This window comes from Methylobacterium oryzae, from assembly GCF_021398735.1.
GTDB lineage: Bacteria > Pseudomonadota > Alphaproteobacteria > Rhizobiales > Beijerinckiaceae > Methylobacterium.
Window position 1 is genome coordinate 1,488,763 of the sequence record NZ_CP090349.1, and the last position, 19,310, is coordinate 1,508,072.

At 72.6% G+C, this 19,310-nt stretch carries 15 protein-coding genes; 3 read left to right on the forward strand and 12 right to left on the reverse strand.

Features of this window, described 5'->3' with window-relative positions:
* Window positions 1–74: 74 nt before the first annotated feature.
* On the reverse strand, window positions 75–2,669 hold the full coding sequence (locus LXM90_RS07105; protein WP_234082172.1) for a PAS domain-containing protein: 2,595 nt from the start codon (window positions 2,667–2,669) through the stop codon (window positions 75–77).
* Between the two features lie 259 nt (window positions 2,670–2,928).
* On the opposite strand from LXM90_RS07105, the gene LXM90_RS07110 reads away from it, so the two are divergent.
* Entirely contained in the window at window positions 2,929–3,417 is a 489-nt protein-coding gene (locus tag LXM90_RS07110; protein WP_012322487.1) for a phasin, read from the forward strand.
* Window positions 3,418–3,546: 129 nt separating this feature from the next.
* On the forward strand, window positions 3,547–3,882 hold the full coding sequence (locus LXM90_RS07115) for a hypothetical protein (protein WP_020092880.1): 336 nt from the start codon (window positions 3,547–3,549) through the stop codon (window positions 3,880–3,882).
* 113 nt (window positions 3,883–3,995) lie between these two features.
* Here the strand turns inward: LXM90_RS07115 and LXM90_RS07120 are convergent, their stop codons facing one another.
* The 5 genes from LXM90_RS07120 to LXM90_RS07140 all read right to left on the reverse strand — a co-directional run bounded on the left by LXM90_RS07120 (window position 3,996) and on the right by LXM90_RS07140 (window position 8,570).
* Entirely contained in the window at window positions 3,996–4,643 is a 648-nt protein-coding gene (locus tag LXM90_RS07120; RefSeq protein ID WP_020092879.1) for a L,D-transpeptidase, read from the reverse strand.
* Between the two features lie 147 nt (window positions 4,644–4,790).
* The gene (locus tag LXM90_RS07125; RefSeq protein WP_020092878.1) at window positions 4,791–5,609 is read right to left on the reverse strand and encodes a transglutaminase-like domain-containing protein; all 819 of its coding nucleotides are present in this window, start codon (window positions 5,607–5,609) and stop codon (window positions 4,791–4,793) included.
* A gap of 75 nt (window positions 5,610–5,684) precedes the next feature.
* Complete coding sequence (locus LXM90_RS07130) at window positions 5,685–6,614, reverse strand: transglutaminase family protein (RefSeq protein WP_042672246.1); 930 nt, start codon at window positions 6,612–6,614, stop codon at window positions 5,685–5,687.
* 72 nt (window positions 6,615–6,686) lie between these two features.
* Window positions 6,687–7,283 carry a NepR family anti-sigma factor gene (locus LXM90_RS07135; RefSeq protein WP_020092876.1) on the reverse strand — a complete coding sequence of 199 codons (597 nt, stop codon included), beginning with the start codon at window positions 7,281–7,283 and terminating at the stop codon, window positions 6,687–6,689.
* Window positions 7,284–7,403: 120 nt separating this feature from the next.
* Window positions 7,404–8,570 (reverse strand): transglycosylase SLT domain-containing protein, encoded by a 1,167-nt coding sequence (locus tag LXM90_RS07140; protein WP_020092875.1) that lies wholly within the window; start codon window positions 8,568–8,570, stop codon window positions 7,404–7,406.
* A 229-nt stretch (window positions 8,571–8,799) separates the two neighbouring features.
* Here LXM90_RS07140 and alaS point away from each other — a divergent pair, with 229 nt between their 5' ends.
* Entirely contained in the window at window positions 8,800–11,478 is a 2,679-nt protein-coding gene (gene alaS / locus LXM90_RS07145) for an alanine--tRNA ligase (RefSeq protein WP_020092874.1), read from the forward strand.
* A gap of 169 nt (window positions 11,479–11,647) precedes the next feature.
* Here alaS and LXM90_RS07150 read toward each other — a convergent pair whose 3' ends face one another.
* The 6 genes from LXM90_RS07150 to mdeB form a co-directional block, all read right to left on the reverse strand.
* Window positions 11,648–11,917 (reverse strand): hypothetical protein, encoded by a 270-nt coding sequence (locus tag LXM90_RS07150; protein ID WP_012322495.1) that lies wholly within the window; start codon window positions 11,915–11,917, stop codon window positions 11,648–11,650.
* 104 nt (window positions 11,918–12,021) lie between these two features.
* Window positions 12,022–12,432, reverse strand: a complete 411-nt coding sequence (locus LXM90_RS07155; RefSeq protein ID WP_020092873.1) for a DUF2147 domain-containing protein — start codon at window positions 12,430–12,432, stop codon at window positions 12,022–12,024.
* Between the two features lie 34 nt (window positions 12,433–12,466).
* The gene (locus LXM90_RS07160; protein ID WP_026604883.1) at window positions 12,467–13,213 is read right to left on the reverse strand and encodes a hypothetical protein; all 747 of its coding nucleotides are present in this window, start codon (window positions 13,211–13,213) and stop codon (window positions 12,467–12,469) included.
* A gap of 181 nt (window positions 13,214–13,394) precedes the next feature.
* Window positions 13,395–15,128: a dihydrolipoyl dehydrogenase gene (gene lpdA / locus LXM90_RS07165; RefSeq protein ID WP_026604882.1), complete on the reverse strand. Its 1,734-nt coding sequence runs from the start codon at window positions 15,126–15,128 to the stop codon at window positions 13,395–13,397.
* Window positions 15,129–15,136: 8 nt separating this feature from the next.
* Window positions 15,137–16,513, reverse strand: coding sequence for a 2-oxo acid dehydrogenase subunit E2 (locus tag LXM90_RS07170; RefSeq protein WP_234082174.1), 1,377 nt, complete (start codon window positions 16,511–16,513; stop codon window positions 15,137–15,139).
* 76 nt (window positions 16,514–16,589) lie between these two features.
* Entirely contained in the window at window positions 16,590–19,274 is a 2,685-nt protein-coding gene (mdeB, locus tag LXM90_RS07175) for an alpha-ketoglutarate dehydrogenase (protein ID WP_234082177.1), read from the reverse strand.
* Window positions 19,275–19,310: the final 36 nt, after the last annotated feature.

Consider the following 19,310-nt stretch of genomic DNA (forward strand, 5'->3'; position numbering starts at 1 on the left):
AAGCGCGCGCGCCCGAGCCCGCTGTCACCGGCGGCCCTCTGTTTCCGCCCCGCGGGGGTGGGGGGCGCTCACCCCTAGCCGTTGGCCGCCCGCCGCGCGGGCATGATGATCTCCACGAGCGTGCCGTCTTCCGGTCGGGCGGAGAGCTGCAGGCGCCCGCCATTGGCCTCCACGAGCGCCCGCGGCAGCGCCAGCCCGTCCTCGACATCGCCCTGCGGCGCTGCCGCCCGCGGCGCGTGGCCGGCGCCGGTCTCGCGCACCCGCACGGCGATCCCCGCCCGCTCGGCGGACCCGGTGGACACGATGATCTGGCTGCCGGCCGTGGAGCGTCGGATCGCGTTCTCGATCACCAAGCTGGCCGCGCGGCTGACCGAGCGCTCGTCGGCCTCCAGGTCGCCGATATCGGTCGAGAAGCTCGTCCGCATCACGATGCGCCCCCGCGCCGCCTCCGCCTGGAGCTGGGCGACACAGCTCGCCACGACGTCGTTGAGGTCGAGGGCGCGCGGCTCCAGGTGGAGCGCGCCGGCCTCGACGGCGGCGAGGTCCAGGAGTTTCCCGACGCGCTCCAGCATCGCCTCGCCCGAGGCCTTGATCTCGGCGAGGCAGCCCCGGTAGCGCGCGTCGCCGAGGGGGCCGAACGGTTCCTTCAGCATCGCGCCGGCCAGGTCGACGATCCCGGACACGGGCTCGCGGACGGCGCAGCCGAGCCGGTCGAGGGCATCGGCGCGGCCCGGCGCGGGCTCCGGGCCGCCCTCCGCGCTCCGCGCGAGGGCCTCGTCCTCGGCTCGGGCGATCTGGGCCACGCGCCGGCTCGCCGTCGCCGCTACGGTCAACGACATCGGAGCGCCGTCGATGCGCACGATCCGCCGCCCCGGGGCGGTGCCCCTCAGGGCATCGGCGACCGTCAGGACGCTCTCCCGGTCGAAGAGCGTGACGAAGCTGCTGCCGACGATCTCGCGCGGATCGCAGCCGAACAGGCCGGCCGCCGCGCGGTTCAGCGCGACGATGCGCCCGGCCCCGTCGACCGTGACGACGCCCGTCTCCAGCGCGTCCAAAGTCGCCTCGGCGCTGGCCGTCCGCTCGGTCTCAGCGGCGCGGGCGAGGCGCTCGGCCGTGAGGGCGTCGGCGACGTCGGCGTCCTCGACCGGGCGCACGACCAGGCACGTCGCGGTCGCGCCCGACCAGGGGAGGGCGCCGGCCCGGATTTCGACGGGACGGGCGCCGCCGTCGGCCGTCGCGACGGTCGTCCGGCGCGCGGATGGGTCGACCGTCTCCGCCGGGGGGAGGCCGGGCAGCAATCCCGGAAGACCGAGGCGCGCGAGGCTCGGCAGGTCGGGGTGGCCGGTCAGATCGAGGAAGGCGCGGTTCGTCGCGACGATCGCTCCGTCGCGATGGACCAGCACCGGCACCGGCAATCCGCCGAGGAGATCGGATTCCGGGGACGGCGGCGCGTCGGCGACCGGCTCGGCCTCCGCCGTCCCGGTCTCGACATCGGGATCCGCGGCGGTCGCGCTGGTCTCCGCCGGACCGGCCTGCGGCGCCGGGAACGGCATCACCGCCCCTCCCGCGGTCCGGGGCGACCCCGATCCGGCCTCGTCACCGGCGTAGCGGGCGCCCAGCGCGCGGGCGATCTCGCGGAACGCGGCGTGCTCGTCGTTCGACAGTGGCGCGGCGACGGGATCCGCGTCGACCGCGACAGGAATCGCGACAGGGATCGCGGCGTCGCCGGTCCCGGCCGGGACGGCAGCGGGCTTGATAACCTCGGACCTTGCCGGCTCCGGCGTCGCGGAGGGCACGGGCTCGGGAACGCGCTCGGGAACGCGCTCGGGCATGGACCCCGGGATCGGCTCCGGCGTCGCGACTGGTCTCGGGCTGCCGGGCGGGGCGCTGCGGATCAGGCCGAAGCCGCCGAAGCCCGAGAAGGCCGCGTCGCCCCGCCCGAGCGGGGCTCCGGACAGGTCGACCCGGAACGCCCCGGTGCCGGCATCGAGGACCGCCGGTTCCCCGCGGAAGGTGCGCCGGTCGCGCAGGGCCGCCAGCACGGCGTCGGCGCCGGAGAGGCGCCCGCTCTCGGCCAGATCCCGCCAGCGCTGCCCGACCAGCCCGGCGAGCGCCTCCGGGCCTGTGAGGGTCGTCAGGACACCCGCGGCATCGAGGCGCCAGAGGAAGCGGTCGTCGCGCCGGAGCGGCGTCGCCGGAGGCGATTGCGGCTCCTGGGGAAGCGCCCGCGCTGCCACCGGATGCCCGGCGGGCGCGTCGACCGGTGGATCGAGCGGGCGGATCGGACGCGCGCGGCCAGCCGCCACTGGCGCGGTCGGCACGACGAGGATCGCGGGCCGGCCGTCGTCCTGCGCGCCGCGCGCCAGCCAGCACAGGACCGGCGGCGCGATCCGGCGGACATCGAGGCGCAGGCGCGCGAGGCGGGGCGCGGCGTCGCCCGCCACCGCGGTCGCGATCTGCCGGGTCAGGTCGGCGAGGGCCGGGCCGTCCAGAACCGTGGCGAGACCCGCCGCCGCTTCGGACGCGGACAGGATCCGGGCCTCCGACGGATCGATCACGAGATGCACGGCGTCGCGCGCGCCCAGCGCGGCCGCCAGCGCGGGCAGGCGCTCCCAGGTCGCGAAGGCAGTCCCCAGCCCGGGCGGGGCTGCAGCGGCCGTCGGTGTCACTGTCGTCTCCAAAGCCCGCGACCTCGAACCCTAACGCGATCCTGACGCTCAACGGTCCCGCTTTGCCCGAGAAACGCGCGCGACCGTAGCCCTATTGTAAACTCCCCCGCGCCACGGCGCTGGACTCTCGGCGCAACCGTCACACGTTTACGTTATGTCAACCTTAACGCCGTGAGCGCGGGTGGCATATGGCGGCGAATCAGTTATTGTGCACCGCACAAAGCGCCATCCACAGGCCAATGAAGAGAGGAGACGACGTATGAGCAACCCCCCGAACTACGAAGTTCCGGCCGAGATGCGCGACTTCGCCGAGAAGAGCGTCGAGCAGGCCCGGAAGGCGTTCGACAGCTTCATCGGCGCGGCTCGCCGCACCGCCGACACCGTGCAGGGCTCGGCCGAGCTGGCGCGCTCCAACGCGCTGGACGCGTCCTCGCGCGGCTTCGAGTATGCCGAGCAGAACGTGAACGCGGCCTTCGACCTCGCCCAGAAGCTCGTCCGCTCCAGGGACATGCAGGAGGCGATGCAGCACCAGGCCGAGTTCGTCCGCAGCCAGTTCGCCGCCATCCAGGCCCAGGCGAAGGAGTTCAGCGGCCTCGCGCAGAGCGCGATGCAGCAGGGCGCCGAGCGCGCCAAGTCGGCGATGCAGCAGGGTGCCGACGAGGCCCGCAAGGCCATGGAGCAGGGCCAGGACGCCGCGAAGCAGACGGCCCAGAACGCCCAGGACGCCGCCGAGCGCGCGTCGCACTGACGCTCGCACCGACGAACGGGGCCGCGGCCCGCTCCCGATCCGGGGGCGGGCCGTCTCGTTTTCGCCGGTATTGCCGCCGAGAGCCGCCGGGCGGACGCGTTGGGTCCGCGCCGAGTGAAGGGTTCAGGGATGCGCCTCACTGTTTCCGGCCGATCCGGCCTGCGTGGACCTCTCCGTCTGGCGGTCGCCGCCCTGGCGCTCGCCGCCGTCGCTCCGAGTAGCGCGGCCTTCGCCCAGTACTACGACGATCCGGGCTACGACGGCGGTTACCGGCCGGTCCCGCGCCGGGCGCAGCGCGCCCCGGTCGGCTACAATTGCGACGCCGTCCAGCAGGGAATCACCGGCCCGAAGCCGTATTCCTGCCCGCTGCCGGGGCCGCGGCCCCTCGGCGTGCGCTGCTTCTGCGACATGCCGATCGCGTCGTTCAGCCCGCCGCAGACGGCCGTCGGCCGCGTCGTTCCCTGAGGCGCAGCCCCGCGCAGGCGACCGCACACGCGACGGGCCGCGCCCCCGGGTGGGATGACGCGGCCCGTGCGGCACAGGCGGGCTAGGGGCGCGGGTGATCCCGCGCCGCGCGCTCAGTTCAGGACGACGACCTTGGCGCCGACCTTCACGCGCTCGTACAGGTCGGTGACGTCGTCGTTGGTCATCCGGATGCAGCCCGACGAGACCGCCTGACCGATCGTGTCCGGCTCGTTGGAGCCGTGGATACGGTACTCGGTGCTGCCGATATACATGGCCCGGGCGCCGAGGGGGTTCTCGATGCCGCCCGCCATGTAACGCGGCAGGTCGGGACGACGGGCGATCATGGCCTTCGGGGGCGTCCACGACGGCCACTCGCGCTTGGCGGTGATCTTGTTGGTGCCGCTCCAGCTGAAGCCCGGACGGCCGACGCCGACGCCGTAGCGGATCGCCTCACCGTTGCCGAGCACGTAGTACAGGCGCCGCTCGGCGGTGGAGACCACGATCGTGCCGGGCGCGTAGGGCGCGTTGAACGCGACGATCTCGCGGGGGATCGGCTGGACCTGCGCCTGCGGCGCGGCTTGCACGCCCTGGCCGTAGCCCGGGGCGTAAGAGCCCTGGTAACCGTACTGTCCCTGATCGGAGTAGTACTCGTCGGCACTATCCGTGCCGAAGGGATCGTACGACGAAGCGGCGAGGACGGGCGTGGCGGCAAGAACAGACACGCCGAGGAGCGCGGCGAGTGCGGTGACCGTGGTCTTCATGAGTGGCCTACCTGTGCAATAACCTTTGCCATTACAAGCGTGAGCATAGGCTGGCAGTTCCATACTTCCGCCCGGAATTTGCTGCCCGGCGGAATACGCAGGCCGGCTTGGCCGTGCGGTGCGCGATATCACGAACGCGTGCGCGGCTCAGGGGGCCTCGTCCGTGTGGACGTCGAAGCGCGCGAGGTGGGCGTAGCCGAAGTTGGTCGAGATGGCGCAGTCGGTGGCGTCGCGGCCGCGGGCCATGACGATGCGGCCGATGCGGGGCCGGTTGTGGCGGGCGTCGAACGTGTACCAGCGCGGCCCCTCTGGGCCCGCGAGGAAGACCTCGAACCACGCGGAGAAGTCCATCGGCGCCGGATCCTTTGGCACGCCGATATCGCCGAGGTATCCGGTGGCGTAGCGCGCCGGGATGTTCATGCACCGGCACAGGGTGATCGCCAGGTGCGCGAAGTCCCGGCACACGCCCTCGCGCTGCATGAAGGCGTCGTGCGCGCTCCGGGTCGCGTCGGCGCGCTGATAGTCGAAGCGGATCCGCTCGTGCGTGTAGTCGACGATCGCCTGGACGCGGGCCCAGCCCTCCGGCGTGCCGCCGAACAGGGACCACGCGGTCTGCGAGAGCTTGTCGGTGTCGCAGTAGCGCGAGCCCAGGAGGAAGATCAGGACGTCGTCGGGCAGGTCCTGGACCGGGATCTGCCGGGCGTCCGGCACGACCGGATCGGGCTCGCCCGAATCCTCGACCGTGAAGTCGGCCGCGATGGTCAGCTGACCGGGCGGCGCGACGATGCGGTGGCAGATGTTGTCGAAGCCGTCCCGGTACGTCCGCGCCTCGAGCGGCGGATCGAACCCGATCGCGTGCGGGGTCAGCACGTCGTTGATCCGCGAGGGATGGACGCTCAGCATCAGGATCATCGGTGTCGGCTGCGACAGCGTGAAAGCGATATCGAAACCGGTCCTGATCTTCATCGGGGCCACCTTGCTCTGTCGCCGTCCGCGCGGAGTCGCCACGCACGCTCGTTCCGGGTCCGGGTGCGCGCGAACTCAACGCGCCAGGGACGTCTCCGGCCCCTGCACGGTTCGGGCCGCCGGCCCGTCGGCGGGCAGCTCCACCACGTCGACGTCGACGCGCATGCCGAGATCGTCGCTGGCGAGGCCGAAGAATGAGCCGTGCAGCGGCACGGCCTGGGCCGGATCGCGGGTCACCGCCACGCGGATCAGGTCGCGGTTGCCCACGATGCCGTTGGTCGGGTCGAACTCGACCCAGCCGGCGCCCGGCAGGTAGACCTGCAGCCAGGCGTGGGTGGAGCCGCCGCCGACGTGGCGCGCCCGGTCGTTGCGCGGGTTGTAGAGGTATCCGGAGACGAAGCGGGCGGCCATGCCGAGCGCCCGGACGCCCTCCATCATCAGCACCGCGAAGTCCCGGCACGAACCGAGCTTCGTGCGCAGGGTCGTGAGCGGGTCCTGCACGCCCTTCTCGGAGCGGGCGAGGTAGGTGAAGTTCGCCCGCACGCTGCGCGTCATCGCGGCCAGCAGCTCTTGCGTCGGGATACGGCCCTGCGGCGGCAGGAAGCTCCGCGCCCAGGCATCGACCTCGTGCCGCGGGTCCGGCCATTGCCGCTCGATGGAGCGGGCGAGGTCCGGCATGTCCTCGGCGCCGTAGCCGAACGGGTAGTGGGTCGCGTGCGGCGCCAGGGGGAAGACCGGCGCGTGCTCCGGGGTGTGGTCGAGGGTGATGCCGCAGTCGAAGGTCAGGGTCTCGGCGCGGGTGTCGAAGGTCGCGACCGCCACGCAGTTGCCGAACACGTCGAACAGCCAGCGCAGGGCGGCCGGCTCCGGGGCAATGTCGAGGGTCGCCGCGATCAGCCGCTGATCGTAGCTGTCGCGCGGCCGGAACATGATCCGGTGCTCGCCGAAGGCGACCGGACGCCGGTACCGGTAGACCGTGCGGTGGCGGACGGAGAGGATCGGCAAGTCGCAGGCTCCGGGCTCGCGCCGACGCGGTCACCGGCGATGCAAGGGCCGGGCCCGGCCGCGCGGAACGCCTCAGACCACCGGCGGGGCCGGGTCGGCGGCGGCGCGCTCGGCCTCGACCAGCACGTCGAGGGGGCGCCACGGCTTGGCGATGAAGACGGCCTCGGCCGGCAGCTCGGGGCGGGGAATGCCGTGGCCCGAGGTGATCACCAGACGGGCCCGGGGCCACAGGGTCGCCACCGCGCGGGCGAGCTGGAGGCCGTCCATCTCGCCGGCCAGCCGGACGTCGGCGAAGACGAGGGCGACGTCGCCCCCGCGCGCCTGGAGGACCGACAGGGCGGCCTCGGCGCTGTCGCACCCGACCACGTCGAGTTCGGTTTCCTCCAAGAGGGTCTCGGCGAGCGCGCGGATCTCGGGATCGTCCTCCACGACGAGCGCGAGACGCGGCGGACCGGCCTCGGCCGCCACGACGCTCGGCGCGCCCAGGGCGGCCTCGTCGCCCTCGTTCTGCCGCACGCGGCGGACCAGGGCCGCGAGGTGTTCGGGCACACCCTCGGTGACCAGATCATCGTAGAACGACGCCAGTTTCTGACCGATCTGATCGAGCGGAATACCCGGTGACAGCGTATCGGTGAGCGGCAGGGGTGCGCTCGTCTGGTGCTTTTTCAAGGACTCCCCCCGAAGTCGACTTCCGCGCCGCCCGAGGATGCGGCGCTCGAAGGAGGAAAGTCGGCAATCCGCCGCTGGTTGCGCCGGGCGTTCGGAATCCCGCCCGGCGTCACAGAGCCGTTACTGCGTGGCGAGCCCGGCGTCGGCGTCGGCATACGCCATGATTCCAGAGACTTGGCGGACGTTCTGGTAGCGCGTCCCGCGGGTGCTCATCATCGCCTCGAACTTCTCGTGCACCTGTGCGACCGACAGGCTCAGGGGCTTGCGGTGGCGGCCGCGCCCGACGAAGCGCCCGGCGGCGAAGAAGATCGAGCGGTTGGCCCGGGCCGGCCCCGGGAGCAGGGCCGCCGCGGCGGCGGCCGGCTTGTTCACGACGTTGGCGAGGAACTCCTCGGCGTCGTCCGGTCCGAGGAAGTGGGCGAGGTAGACCTCGCCGAGGGTCAGCTCGCGGCCGATGCGCAGGGCGATGCGGGCCGCGTCGCGCTTCAGCATCTCGCCGGCCATCAGCGCCGAGAGGTACGGGTCGCGGCGCAGTTCCAGCACCCGGGCGCGCTCCGCCGGATCGGTGATCACCGGCCGGTCGTTGGCGTCGGAGGTGATCAGCGCCGCGTCCTTCTCCAGCCCGTACTTGGCGCCGAAGTCGCGAACCACGCCGAGCCAGGTCCGCTCGATGAACTGGTAGAGGCCCGTCGCCGAGGACGTCTTGGCCTGGACCGCCGTGACGAAGCTCGATTCCTTGTCGGCTACTGCCATCAGCAGCACCGGATCGGTCTGGACCGCCTGGGCCGCCCGGACGATCGTCTGCACGAGGTGGCGCCGGATCTTCATCGGGCCGAACTCGAGGATGTCGTTCGGATCGCCGACGGCGCTCTCGGAGAGCAGGAAGTCGTACGACACGCGGTCGACCGTGTTGGAGCCGAGTTCGGTGTCGAGGTCGTGCACCGGGGCGAAGCTCGCGGCGGCGCGCAGCGGCGTCTGCTCCAGCGGGGTGGTGAGGGCGACGGTGTGGATGCGCGGGCGCGGCATCGGGAGCTCGGTGGCGGCCTCCGCGACCGACACGGCCGGCGACAGGCCGACCTTGGCGAGGTCCACGCCCGACCCGATCAGCGCGGCGCTGAGGCCGCCGGCGATCATCGAGACGGTGAGCAGGGAGCGGAACAGCGCGGGGCGGCTGCCATGGGCACGGCCCAGCATGGGCTGTGCGGCGATCACGTCGGCGCGGCCCGAGCCGAAATGGCCCTGCTTGCCGGTGATGGTCCTCGGCGATCCGACCGTGCGGCCCTGCATCGTTATCCCGACTCTCCACACGCCGCTGTGGCGCTACGGACTCACCATCGCTTGACAGATGTGGCGACAACACGGCCGCGCTTGTGGCCGAGTTGCGGCGTCCCGTGGAGATTTCGGGGCAGGCCGCCCGTGACTCGCGCGGCATCCCTCCTTAAGAGGGCGCCATGCGGGCGCCGGGCGGATGACGCGCGGCCGCCCTTTCCCGTCCGTACTGCCAGAGTCAGCCCCGATGAGCGGCGTCAACGAGATCCGGTCGACCTTCCTCGACTACTTCGCCAAGGCGGGCCACGAGGTCGTGCCGTCCTCGAGCCTCGTGCCGAAGAACGACCCGACGCTGATGTTCACGAACGCCGGCATGGTGCAGTTCAAGAACGTCTTCACCGGGATGGAGAAGCGCGCCTACGACCGGGCGACGACGGCGCAGAAATGCGTGCGGGCTGGCGGCAAGCACAACGACCTCGACAATGTCGGGTACACCGCGCGCCACCACACCTTCTTCGAGATGCTCGGCAACTTCTCGTTCGGCGACTACTTCAAGGACCGCGCGATCGAGCTGGCCTGGACGCTGATCACCAAGGAGTTCGGCCTCAAGCCCGACAAGCTCCTCGTCACCGTCTACGCCGACGACGACGAGGCCGCCGGCCTGTGGAAGAAGATCGCCGGCTTCTCCGACGACAAGATCATCCGGATCGGGACCTCCGACAATTTCTGGCAGATGGGCGATACCGGCCCCTGCGGCCCCTGCTCGGAGATCTTCATCGACCAGGGCCCGGCGCTGCAGGGCGGCCCGCCCGGCTCGCCGGACGAGGACGGAGACCGCTTCCTCGAGTTCTGGAACCTCGTGTTCATGCAGTACGAGCAACTGGAGCCGGGCGTCCGGAACCCGCTGCCGCGGCCGTCGATCGACACGGGCATGGGCCTGGAGCGCATGGCGGCGATCCTCCAGGGCGTCCACTCGAACTACGACACCGACCTGTTCCGCGCCCTGATCGACGCCGTGGCCCACGCGGTCTCGCGGGCGCCGGAGGCGGCCACGATGGCGTCCTACCGGGTGATCGCCGACCACCTGCGGGCGGCCTCCTTCCTGGTGGCCGACGGTGTGCTGCCGGGCAACGAGGGCCGCGGCTACGTGCTGCGCCGGATCATGCGCCGCGCCATGCGCCACGCCGAGATCCTGGGGGCCCGCGAGCCCACCATGTTCCGCCTCGTGCCGACCCTCGTGCGCGAGATGGGCCAGGCCTACCCGGAGCTGATGCGGGCCGAGAGCCTGATCGCCGAGACCCTGAAGCTGGAGGAGACCCGCTTCCGCCGCACCCTCGAGCGGGGCCTGTCGATCCTCGACGCCGAGAGCCGCGACCTCCGGGAGGGCGACAAGCTCTCCGGCGAGACCGCCTTCACCCTCTACGACACCTACGGCTTCCCCCTCGACCTGACGCAGGACGCCCTCAAGGCCCGCGGCATTGGCGTGGACACCGACGCCTTCGCGGCCGCGATGCAGCGCCAGAAGCAGGCGGCCCGCGAGGCCTGGAAGGGCTCGGGCGAGGCGGCGACCGAGACGGTGTGGTTCGGACTGCGCGAGCGCGTCGGCGCCACCGAATTCCTGGGCTACGAGACCGAGACCGCCGAGGGCATCGTGACCGCGCTCCTGCGCGACGGCGCCGAGGTGAAGGCCCTCGAGGCTGGTCAGACCGGCCTCGTCCTCGTCAACCAGACGCCGTTCTACGGGGAGTCGGGCGGCCAGGTCGGCGATACCGGCCTGATCCTGGCGCCGGGCGTGCGGGCGCGGGTGACCGACACCCAGAAGAAGCTCGGCGACGTGTTCGTCCATCACGTCACCGTGGAGGAGGGGACGGTGGGCCTCGACCAGCCGGTCGAGTTGAAGGTCGACAACGCCCGCCGCAGGGCGATCCGGGCCAACCACTCGGCCACCCACCTGCTCCACGAGGCCCTGCGGCAGGTGCTGGGCGACCACGTCGCCCAGAAGGGCTCGCTGGTCAGCCCCGACCGGCTGCGCTTCGACATCAGCCACCCGAAGCCGATTGAGGCCGACGAGCTCGGCCGCGTCGAGGACATCGCCAACGCGGTGCTGCTGCAGAACGCGCCCGTCGTCACGAAGCTGATGGCCGTGGACGACGCGATCGCGTCGGGCGCCCGCGCGCTGTTCGGCGAGAAGTACGGCGACGAGGTGCGGGTGGTCTCGATGGGGCTGCCGGTCGACGGCGACGCCGCGCAACCGCGCGCCAAGAACTTCTCCGTGGAGCTCTGCGGTGGCACTCACGCCGCGCGCACCGGCGATATCGGGGCGATCACCATCGTGGCCGAGAGCGCGGTGGGCGCGGGCGTGCGCCGGATCGAGGCGCTGACGGCCGACGCGGCGCGCCGTCACCGGGCCGAGGAGGCCCGGACGCTGGCGGCGCTCGCCGGCATCCTCAAGGCGCCGGTCTCGGAGGCGCCCGACCGCCTGACCGCGCTGATGGAGGACCGGCGCCGCCTGGAGCGCGAACTGGCCGAGACCCGTCGCAAGCTCGCCATGGGCGGCGAGGGCGGCCCGGGCTCGGGCGCGCAGCAGACCGAGATCGGCGGGGTGGCCTTCCGCCGCTCCGTCATCGAGGGGCTCGACATGCGCGACCTCAAGCCGATCGTCGACGAGGAGAAGAAGCGCCTGGGCTCCGGCATCGTGGCGGTGGTCGGCGTCGGACCGGACGGCAAGGCCGGGCTGGTGGTCGGCGTCACCGACGACCTGACCGCGCGCTACGACGCGGTCGGCCTGGTCCGGGCCGGGGCCGGGGCGCTCGGCGGGAAGGGCGGCGGCGGCCGCCGCGACATGGCGCAGGCCGGCGGCCCGAACGGAGCCGGGGCCGAGGCCGCCCTCGACGCCGTCGCGCAGGCCCTCACCGAGGCCGCCTGAGCCGCGACGGGCCGCGGAAGGGCCGCACCGTCACGGGTGCGGTCCGATCGTCCTCCGCGAGACCGGCGCGGTCGGCCCGACAGGCTCCCGCGTCCGTTCCGGCCCCGGGTGAACATCGCGGCCCCCTCGCGGGTCCTGCGCCGCTCGGGTCACCGGGGATCAGGCGAGATCACCGGCTGCCGCCGCCGCCACCGCCCTGCGGCGCGACCCGCGACGGCTGGTTGGCGTTGCCCGCTGCCGCCGAGTTGTTGGAGATCGTGTCGGCCGGCCGGCCGGTGGGCGAGTAGCTCACGGCGGCTTCGTTCCCGGTGGCGTCGATCTGCTGGCTCACCACGCCCGGCGCGCCGGGAGCGGGCGCGACGGGCCGGGCCTCGACCTGGGCGCTGGCCGGCGCGACGGTGGCGAGGGCGAGAAGGGCGGCGAGACATGTCCGGGTCATGAGAATCCTTGCTGGTTCCAGGCTCAGGCAACCTCAGTCGCGCGCGATCGATCCCGCGTTGTTGCGACGCGGCACCGCCTCGCCCCGGCGCCCGCCGCGCGCGATCACTTCACGCGCGTCCAGGTCTGCCGCTTGCAGAACACGCTCATGACGCAGCCGGAGACCTCGAGCGAGTCGGGTCCCGTGAGCTTCAGCGAACCGGAATAGGTCTTGCCGTCGTTCGGGTTGTAGAGCGACCCTGAGAAGCCGCCGCCTTCGGGCTGTCGCGCGTCGAGGATCTGGACGCCGACGACGCTGCGGCCGCGCAGGGCCGGATCCGGGTTCTTCGCGTCGAGCCCCTTCCCGGGTGCGCTGATGATCGTGCCGCAGAAGCCGCCGCCGCAGGGCGCGATGCGGACCTTCGAACTGCCGGTTTCCGTCAGCCATACGCCGGCCGGATCGGCCGCCAGGGCCGGCGCGCACGCCGCGCCCGTCGCGAGCAGGGCCAGAACCGCGCGACGAAACCTCGAACCCATACCTGTTCCTCCCAACCGAGAACGCGGCCGGGTTCTACCGCGATGCCTGCGGCAGCGCACCGCCCAGATACGTCTCGACGACCTCGCAGAACGGCTGCCCGGCCCCGGTCGACAGCACGGCGTCGATCTCGAAGAGCGGATCGTCCGGTCCGGGCGCGGCGCTCCGGACCGGCGCGCGCACCTCGACGGTGCTGCGCACCGGGGCGAGGGGACGCACGACCCGGCCGAAGGGCGTGCGGGTGGTGTCCAGCGTCGCGTTCATCTCCGGCGTGAGCCGGGCCGGCACGTACCAGTTATCCGCCTCGGACAGGACGCGGTCCCCACAGGCGAGACGGACGCGGCGGTAGCGCACCGGCTCGTCCGGGCCGATCGCGAGACGGGCGCGCTGCGCGGCCGTCAGGGGCTTGTCGGCGACGGCCACGCGCTCCGCCACGAGGTGCGGGTCTCCGGCGAGCTTGTAGTCGGCACACCAGCTCTCGAGAGCGAAGGTCGCGCTGTGCGCCGCGAGGATACGGCTCCGCAGCGAGGCGATGAGCGCCTGCGGCCCGTCGGCGGCGGACGGCGTATCGGCCGGCTTCGGCGCCTCGGCGGCATCGCGCGCCCAGCTCGGCGACCCGGTCACCGCGACCGACCCCAGCAGCACCGCGAGGGCCAGGGGCGGTACCCGGAACGCCTGTGCGGCCGTTGCGGGCCGCGGGGCCCCGCGCGCCGATTGATCCCGTGCCAGTAATGGCAAAATGCGGACGGCATGGCGGAAAGACTTTCCGGTGTGCCACAGCATCTCGGATCATATCCTCCCAGCTGAACCACCAGATCTTCGCTACGTGCCGCCGCATCGAGGCCCGGCAGAACGCTCCGACCGGACGGCTTCCCGGCCGAGCCGGCGACGCGGGCCGAGATCTATACAAGACGCGGCGATCCGTCGAGCCGCCGGGCGGACGGGCCCGGCGCCGATGTCGTGTCTACCGACGGGCGACCGGCGGCAGGTCGGTGCAGAGGCCGAGCCCGGCCTCTGCCGCGAGACCGATCGTCTCGCCGAGCGTCGGGTGGGGGTGGATCGTCCGGCCGATATCGGTGGCGTCGGCGCCCATCTCGATCGCCAGCGCGACCTCGCCGATCATGTCGCCGGCGCTCGGGCCGACGATGGCGCCGCCGACGACGCGCCTGGTCTGCGCGTCGAACAGCAGCTTGGTCAGGCCGTAATCGGCGCCGTTGGCGATGGCCCGGCCCGAAGCGGCCCAGGGGAAGCGCGCCACCTCGACGGCCCGCCCGGCCGCCTTCGCGGCCGTCTCGGTGAGGCCGGCCCAGGCGATCTCCGGGTCGGTGTAGGCGACCGAGGGGATCACGGCGGCGTCGAACCCGGCCTTGTGGCCGGCGGCCGCCTCGGCGGCGACGTGGCCCTGATGCACCGCCTTGTGGGCGAGCATCGGCTGGCCGACGCAATCGCCGATGGCGAAGATGTGCGGCACGTTCGTGCGCATCTGGGCGTCCACCGGCACGAAGCCGCCGTCCAGCGCCACGCCGGCCGCGTCGAGGCCGAGCGTCGCCCCGTTGGGCCGGCGGCCGGCGGCCTGGAGAACGAGGTCGTAGGTTCCGGGCTCGGCCCCGCCCGAGAAGGTCACGGCGATCCCGTCCGGTTTCGCCTCGGCGGAGACGACCTCGATCCCTGTCAGGACGCGGTCGAAACGGTGGGCGTTGCGCTTCGTCCAGACGCTGACGAGATCCCGGTCGACGCCCTCGAGCAGGCCGGGCAGGCGCTCGACCACGTCGACCCGCGCGCCGAGGGCGCTGTAGACGGTCGCCATCTCCAGGCCGATGATGCCGCCGCCGATCACCAGGAGCCGGCGCGGCACGGCGGGCAGTTCCAGCGCCCCGGTGGAATTCACGATCCGCGGATCGTCCGGGAGCATCGGCAGGGCCACCGGCGCGGAGCCCGCCGCCACGACGGCGCCCGTGAAGGTGACGTCCCGCGTGCCGCCGTCGTGCAGCGTCACCGAGACCGTGTCGGGCCCGGTGAAGCGGGCTGTCCCGCGGACCACCTCGACCTTGCGCTGGCGCGCCATCTGGGCGAGCCCGTCGGTGAGGCGGCGTACGGTGCCGGCCTTGAAGGTCCGCAGCTTCTCCAGATCGACCGTCGGCGCGCCGAAGCTGATCCCGTGCGCGGCCAGCCGGACGGCCTCCTCGGTGACCGCGGCCACGTGGAGCAGCGCCTTCGAGGGGATGCAGCCCACGTTGAGGCAGACGCCGCCGAGGGTCGCGTGGCGCTCGACCAGGATGACCCGCTGCCCGAGATCGGCGGCCCGGAAGGCGGCCGAGTAGCCGCCCGGTCCTCCGCCGATCACCAGGAGATCGCAGCCCGCGCCGGCCTGCGGCTTCGGCGGCGGCGCGGCGGGCGTGGGCGCGGGGGTCGGAGCCGAGGCCGGCGCAGGGGTCGGTTCGCCGCGCGCGTCGGTCGCCTCGACCGCGAGGCGGGCGACGAGGGTGCCGGCCGAGACCGTGTCGCCGAGGCCGACCAGCATCTCCACGAGGCGGCCCGCCGCGGGGGAGGGGATGTCCAGCGTCGCCTTGTCGGATTCGACCACCAGCAGGGTCTGGTCCTTGGCGACCGGCTGGCCGGGCGCCACCGGGATCTCGATGACGGGCACGTCGGCGTAGTCCCCGAGATCGGGGACGCGGATGTCGAGGGTCTCGGGCATGGCGGCGGTCACAGGAGGGCGCGGCGCAGGTCCGACAGGACCGAGGCCACGTGGCCGAGGAAGCGGGCGGCGGCGACGCCGTCCGCGACGCGGTGGTCCCAGGACAGGCTGAGCGGCAGGATCAGGCGCGGCTGGAAGGCCTTGCCGTCCCAGACCGCCTCGGTGCGCGAGCGCGCCGCGCCCAGGATCGCGACCTCGGGGGCGTTGATGATCGGGGTGAAGCCGTCGCCGCCGATGCCGCCGAGCGACGACACCGAGAAGCAGCCGCCCTGCATGTCGGAACCCGGGAGGGTTCCGGCCCGGGCCTTCTCGGCCATCGCGGCCATCTCGGTGGCGATCTCGATGAGGCCCTTGCGGTCGCAGTCGCGCACCACCGGCACCATCAGGCCCTTCGGCGTGTCCACCGCGAAGCCGACATGGACGTAGTCCTTCAGGACGAGGTCGCTGCCCTCCAGGGAGGAATTGAAGCGCGGATAGGCGCGCAGCGCCGAGGCCGCCGCCTTGATCAGGAAGGCCACCATGGTGACCCGGGCGGGCGGCGTGCGTGTCTCCGTGTTGAGGCCGACCCGGAACGACTCGATCTCGGTGACGTCGGCCCGGTCGAAATTGGTCACGTGCGGGATCGTCAGCCAGTTGCGGCTGAGATTGGCCCCAGAGAGACTCTGGATGCGCGAGAGCGGCTCGCGCCGCACCGGCCCGTACTTGGCGAAGTCGACCTCCGGCCAGGGCGGCAGGCCGGCGCCGATGCCGGACGCGGCGGCGGGCGCCTGGACCGGCGCGTTGAGGGCCGCCTTGACGAAGGCGTGCACGTCCTCGCGCAGGATCCGCCCCTTCGGGCCGGTGGCGGCGACGCGGTCGAGCCCGACGCCCAGCTCGCGCGCGAGCTGGCGGACCGACGGGCTGGCATGCACGTCGCCGCTCGTCGCCTGGATCGGGTCGGCCCGCATCGGCTCCGGCGAGGCGCGACCGGCTCCCTCTCCCGTGCGGGCGAGGGCTGGGGTGAGGGGGGTGCCGTCTCCGGACAACCCGGATCCCTCACCCTGTCCCTCTCCCGCACGGGAGCGGGGACCCGCGCCCTGCCCGGAAGCCGACGGCGCTGCGGCCGCGGCAGGCGGTGCCGCCGCGGTCTCGACCCCGCCGCCCTCGGCAGGCTCCACCGTCAGGATCGGCGTGCCCTCGGACACTTTCGTCCCCACCGACACCAGCAACTCGCGCACGATGCCGGCGACCGGGGAGGGGACCTCCATGGTGGCCTTGTCGGACTCGATGCTGAGGATCAGGTCGTCCACCGCGAGGCGGTCGCCGGGCTTCACCAGAAGCTCGATGACCGGCACGTCCCGGTAGTCGCCGATATCCGGGAGGGCGATCTGCAGCGCGGCGCTCATGCGGTCGGGTGTCCGTGGGTCGGGCGTTCGGAAAAGGGGTGGGGGCGGGCGGCGCCCCTCGACGGGGCGCCCGGCCTCAGATCGTCCAGGGCGCGGGCGCGTCGGCCGCGACGCCGTAGCGGCGGATCGCGTCCGCCACCGCGGCGCGCGGCACCGTGCCGGCCTCGGCCAGAGCGTGCAGGGCGGCGATGACCACGTGCTGCCGGTCGACCTCGAAGAACCGGCGGAGCGCGTTGCGGGTGTCGCTGCGCCCGAACCCGTCGGTGCCGAGGGTGACGAAGCGCGCGCCGACATAGGAGGCGATCAGCTGCGGGTAGGCCCGGACGTAGTCGCTCGCCGCGACGATGGGCGCCGTGCCCGGCAGCAGCGCCGCCACGTGGCTGACCGGCGCCTCGGCCTCCGGGTTGAGCATCGCCTGCCGCTCGGCCTCGCGGGCGTCGCGGGCCAGCTCGCTGAAGCTCGTCACGCTGAACACCTCGGCCGCGACGCCGAAATCCTGCGCGAGCATCGTCGCCGCTGCGATCACCTCCGGCAGGATCGCCCCGGAGCCCAGGAGCCGCACAGCGGCGCCCGTCCCTTGTCCGGCCTCCGGCCCCGACAGGCGGTACATGCCCTTCAGGATCCCGGCCTCCGCCCCCTGCGGCATGGACGGCTGGGCGTAGTTCTCGTTCATCGCCGTGAGGTAGTAGAAGGCGTCTTCGCCTTCCTCCATCATCGCCCGGGCGCCCCGGTCGACGATCACCGCCATCTCGTACGCGAAGGCCGGATCGTAGGCCCGGCAGTTCGGGATCGCGGCCGCCTGCATGTGGCTCGAACCGTCCTGGTGCTGCAGGCCCTCGCCGCCGAGCGTCGTGCGGCCCGCCGTGGCGCCGATCAGGAAGCCGCGGGCCCGCTGGTCGGCCGCCGCCCAGATCAGGTCGCCGACCCGCTGGAAGCCGAACATCGAGTAGTAGATGTAGAACGGCAGCATCGACAGGCCGTGGACGCTGTAGGACGTGGCCGCCGCCGTCCAGGACGAGATCGCCCCGGCCTCGGTGATGCCCTCCTCGAGGAGCTGCCCGTCCCGGGCCTCGCGGTAGTAGAGCATGGAGCCGGCATCCTCCGGCTCGTAGAGCTGCCCCTGCGGCGCGTAGATCCCGACTTGCCGGAACAGGTTGGCCATGCCGAAGGTCCGCGCCTCGTCGGCGACGATCGGCACGATGCGCGGCCCGAGATCCTTGTGCTTCAGGAGGTTGCCGAACAGGCGCACCACCGCGGTGGTGGTCGACATCTCCTTGCCGCCAGCCTCGAGGGCGAAGGCCGCGTAGGTGGAGAGCTCCGGAACCGGGACCGTCGGCGCCGTGCGGCGGCGGGCCGGCAGGACGCCGCCGAGCATCTCGCGCCGCTCGCGCAGGTAGCGCATCTCGGCGCCGTCCTCGGCCGGCTTGTAGAAGGCCAGGCCCTCCACCTGCGCGTCCGACAGCGGCAGGGCGAAGCGGTCGCGGAAGGCGCGCAGCGCGTCGACGTCGAGCTTCTTGGCCTGGTGGGCGGTCATGCGCGACTCGCCCGCGCCGCCCATGCCGTAGCCCTTCTTGGTCTTGGCCAGGATCACCGTCGGCCGGCCCTTGGTGGCCTTGGCGGCCGCGAAGGCCGCGTAGAGCTTGCGGAAGTCGTGGCCGCCGCGCTTCAGCCGGTCGACGTCGGCATCCGACATGTGGGCGACGAGCTCGCGCACCTCCGGATCCTCGCCGAAGAAGTGGGCGAGGTTGTAGGCGCCGTCCTTGGCACCGAGCGTCTGGTACTTGCCGTCCACCGTCTCGGCGAAGCGGCGCAGCAGGGCGTGGTTGGTGTCGCGGGCGAAGATCCCGTCCCACTCCGAGCCCCACAGCACCTTGATGACGTTCCAGCCGGCGCCGCGGAACAGGCTCTCCAACTCCTGGATGATCTGGCCGTTGCCGCGCACCGGCCCGTCGAGCCGCTGCAGGTTGCAGTTGATGACGAAGGTTAGGTTGTCGAGATTCTCGCGCGCGGCGAGCGCCAGGCCGCCGATCGACTCGGGCTCGTCCATCTCGCCGTCGCCGAACACGCCCCAGACGTGCCGGCCGGTGGTGTCGGCGAGGCCCCGGTCGCCGAGGTAGCGCATGAACCGCGCTTGGTAGACCGCGTGAATCGGGCCGATGCCCATGGAGCCGGTGGGGACCTGCCAGAAATCCGGCATCAGCCAGGGATGCGGGTAGGAGCACAGCCCGTCGCCGGCGATCTCCTGGCGGTAGTGCTTCAGCTGCTCCTCGGACAGCCGGCCCTCGAGGAAGGCCCGCGCGTAGACGCCCGGCGCGGAGTGCGGCTGGAAATAGACGAGGTCGCCGTCCGTGCCGCCCTTGAAGAAGTGATTGAAGCCGACCTCGAACAGCTCCGCCGCCGAGGCGTAGCTCGCCACGTGGCCGCCGAGCTCGCCGTAGGCCATGTTGGCACGCACCACCATGGCCAGCGCGTTCCAGCGCATGATCGAGGTCAGGCGCTCCTCGATGTCGAGGTCGCCGGGGTAGCGCGGCTGCTTCTCCAGCGCGATCGTGTTCCGGTAGGGCGAGTAGGGCAGGGCCTCGTCGAGGATGCCGATCTCCTTCGAGCGCCGCTCCAGGCGATCGAGGATGAAGCGCGCCCGGGCCGCACCCTCGGTGCGGAAGACGGATTCCAGCGCGGCGAGCCAGTCCTGGGTCTCGGCCGGATCGTGATCCACCTCGGCGGACCGCGCGATCGTGGCTTTCGGCGGTATGGCGTTCATCGGCGCGGCCTCCCTGGTCGGCGCGATCATACGAGG

Excerpts from the sequence above, each read along its gene's own strand:
- LXM90_RS07150 (WP_012322495.1), bottom strand. The coding sequence starts at position 11,917 with ATGACCCGGACATGTCTCGCCGCCCTTCTCGCCCTCGCCACCGTCGCG.
- LXM90_RS07115 (WP_020092880.1), top strand. The coding sequence starts at position 3,547 with ATGCGCCTCACTGTTTCCGGCCGATCCGGCCTGCGTGGACCTCTCCGT.
- lpdA (WP_026604882.1), bottom strand. The coding sequence starts at position 15,128 with ATGCCCGAGACCCTCGACATCCGCGTCCCCGATCTCGGGGACTACGCC.
- alaS (WP_020092874.1), top strand. The coding sequence starts at position 8,800 with ATGAGCGGCGTCAACGAGATCCGGTCGACCTTCCTCGACTACTTCGCC.
- LXM90_RS07160 (WP_026604883.1), bottom strand. The coding sequence starts at position 13,213 with ATGCTGTGGCACACCGGAAAGTCTTTCCGCCATGCCGTCCGCATTTTG.
- LXM90_RS07120 (WP_020092879.1), bottom strand. The coding sequence starts at position 4,643 with ATGAAGACCACGGTCACCGCACTCGCCGCGCTCCTCGGCGTGTCTGTT.
- LXM90_RS07140 (WP_020092875.1), bottom strand. The coding sequence starts at position 8,570 with ATGCAGGGCCGCACGGTCGGATCGCCGAGGACCATCACCGGCAAGCAG.
- LXM90_RS07155 (WP_020092873.1), bottom strand. The coding sequence starts at position 12,432 with ATGGGTTCGAGGTTTCGTCGCGCGGTTCTGGCCCTGCTCGCGACGGGC.
- mdeB (WP_234082177.1), bottom strand. The coding sequence starts at position 19,274 with ATGAACGCCATACCGCCGAAAGCCACGATCGCGCGGTCCGCCGAGGTG.
- LXM90_RS07110 (WP_012322487.1), top strand. The coding sequence starts at position 2,929 with ATGAGCAACCCCCCGAACTACGAAGTTCCGGCCGAGATGCGCGACTTC.
- LXM90_RS07125 (WP_020092878.1), bottom strand. The coding sequence starts at position 5,609 with ATGAAGATCAGGACCGGTTTCGATATCGCTTTCACGCTGTCGCAGCCG.
- LXM90_RS07170 (WP_234082174.1), bottom strand. The coding sequence starts at position 16,513 with ATGAGCGCCGCGCTGCAGATCGCCCTCCCGGATATCGGCGACTACCGG.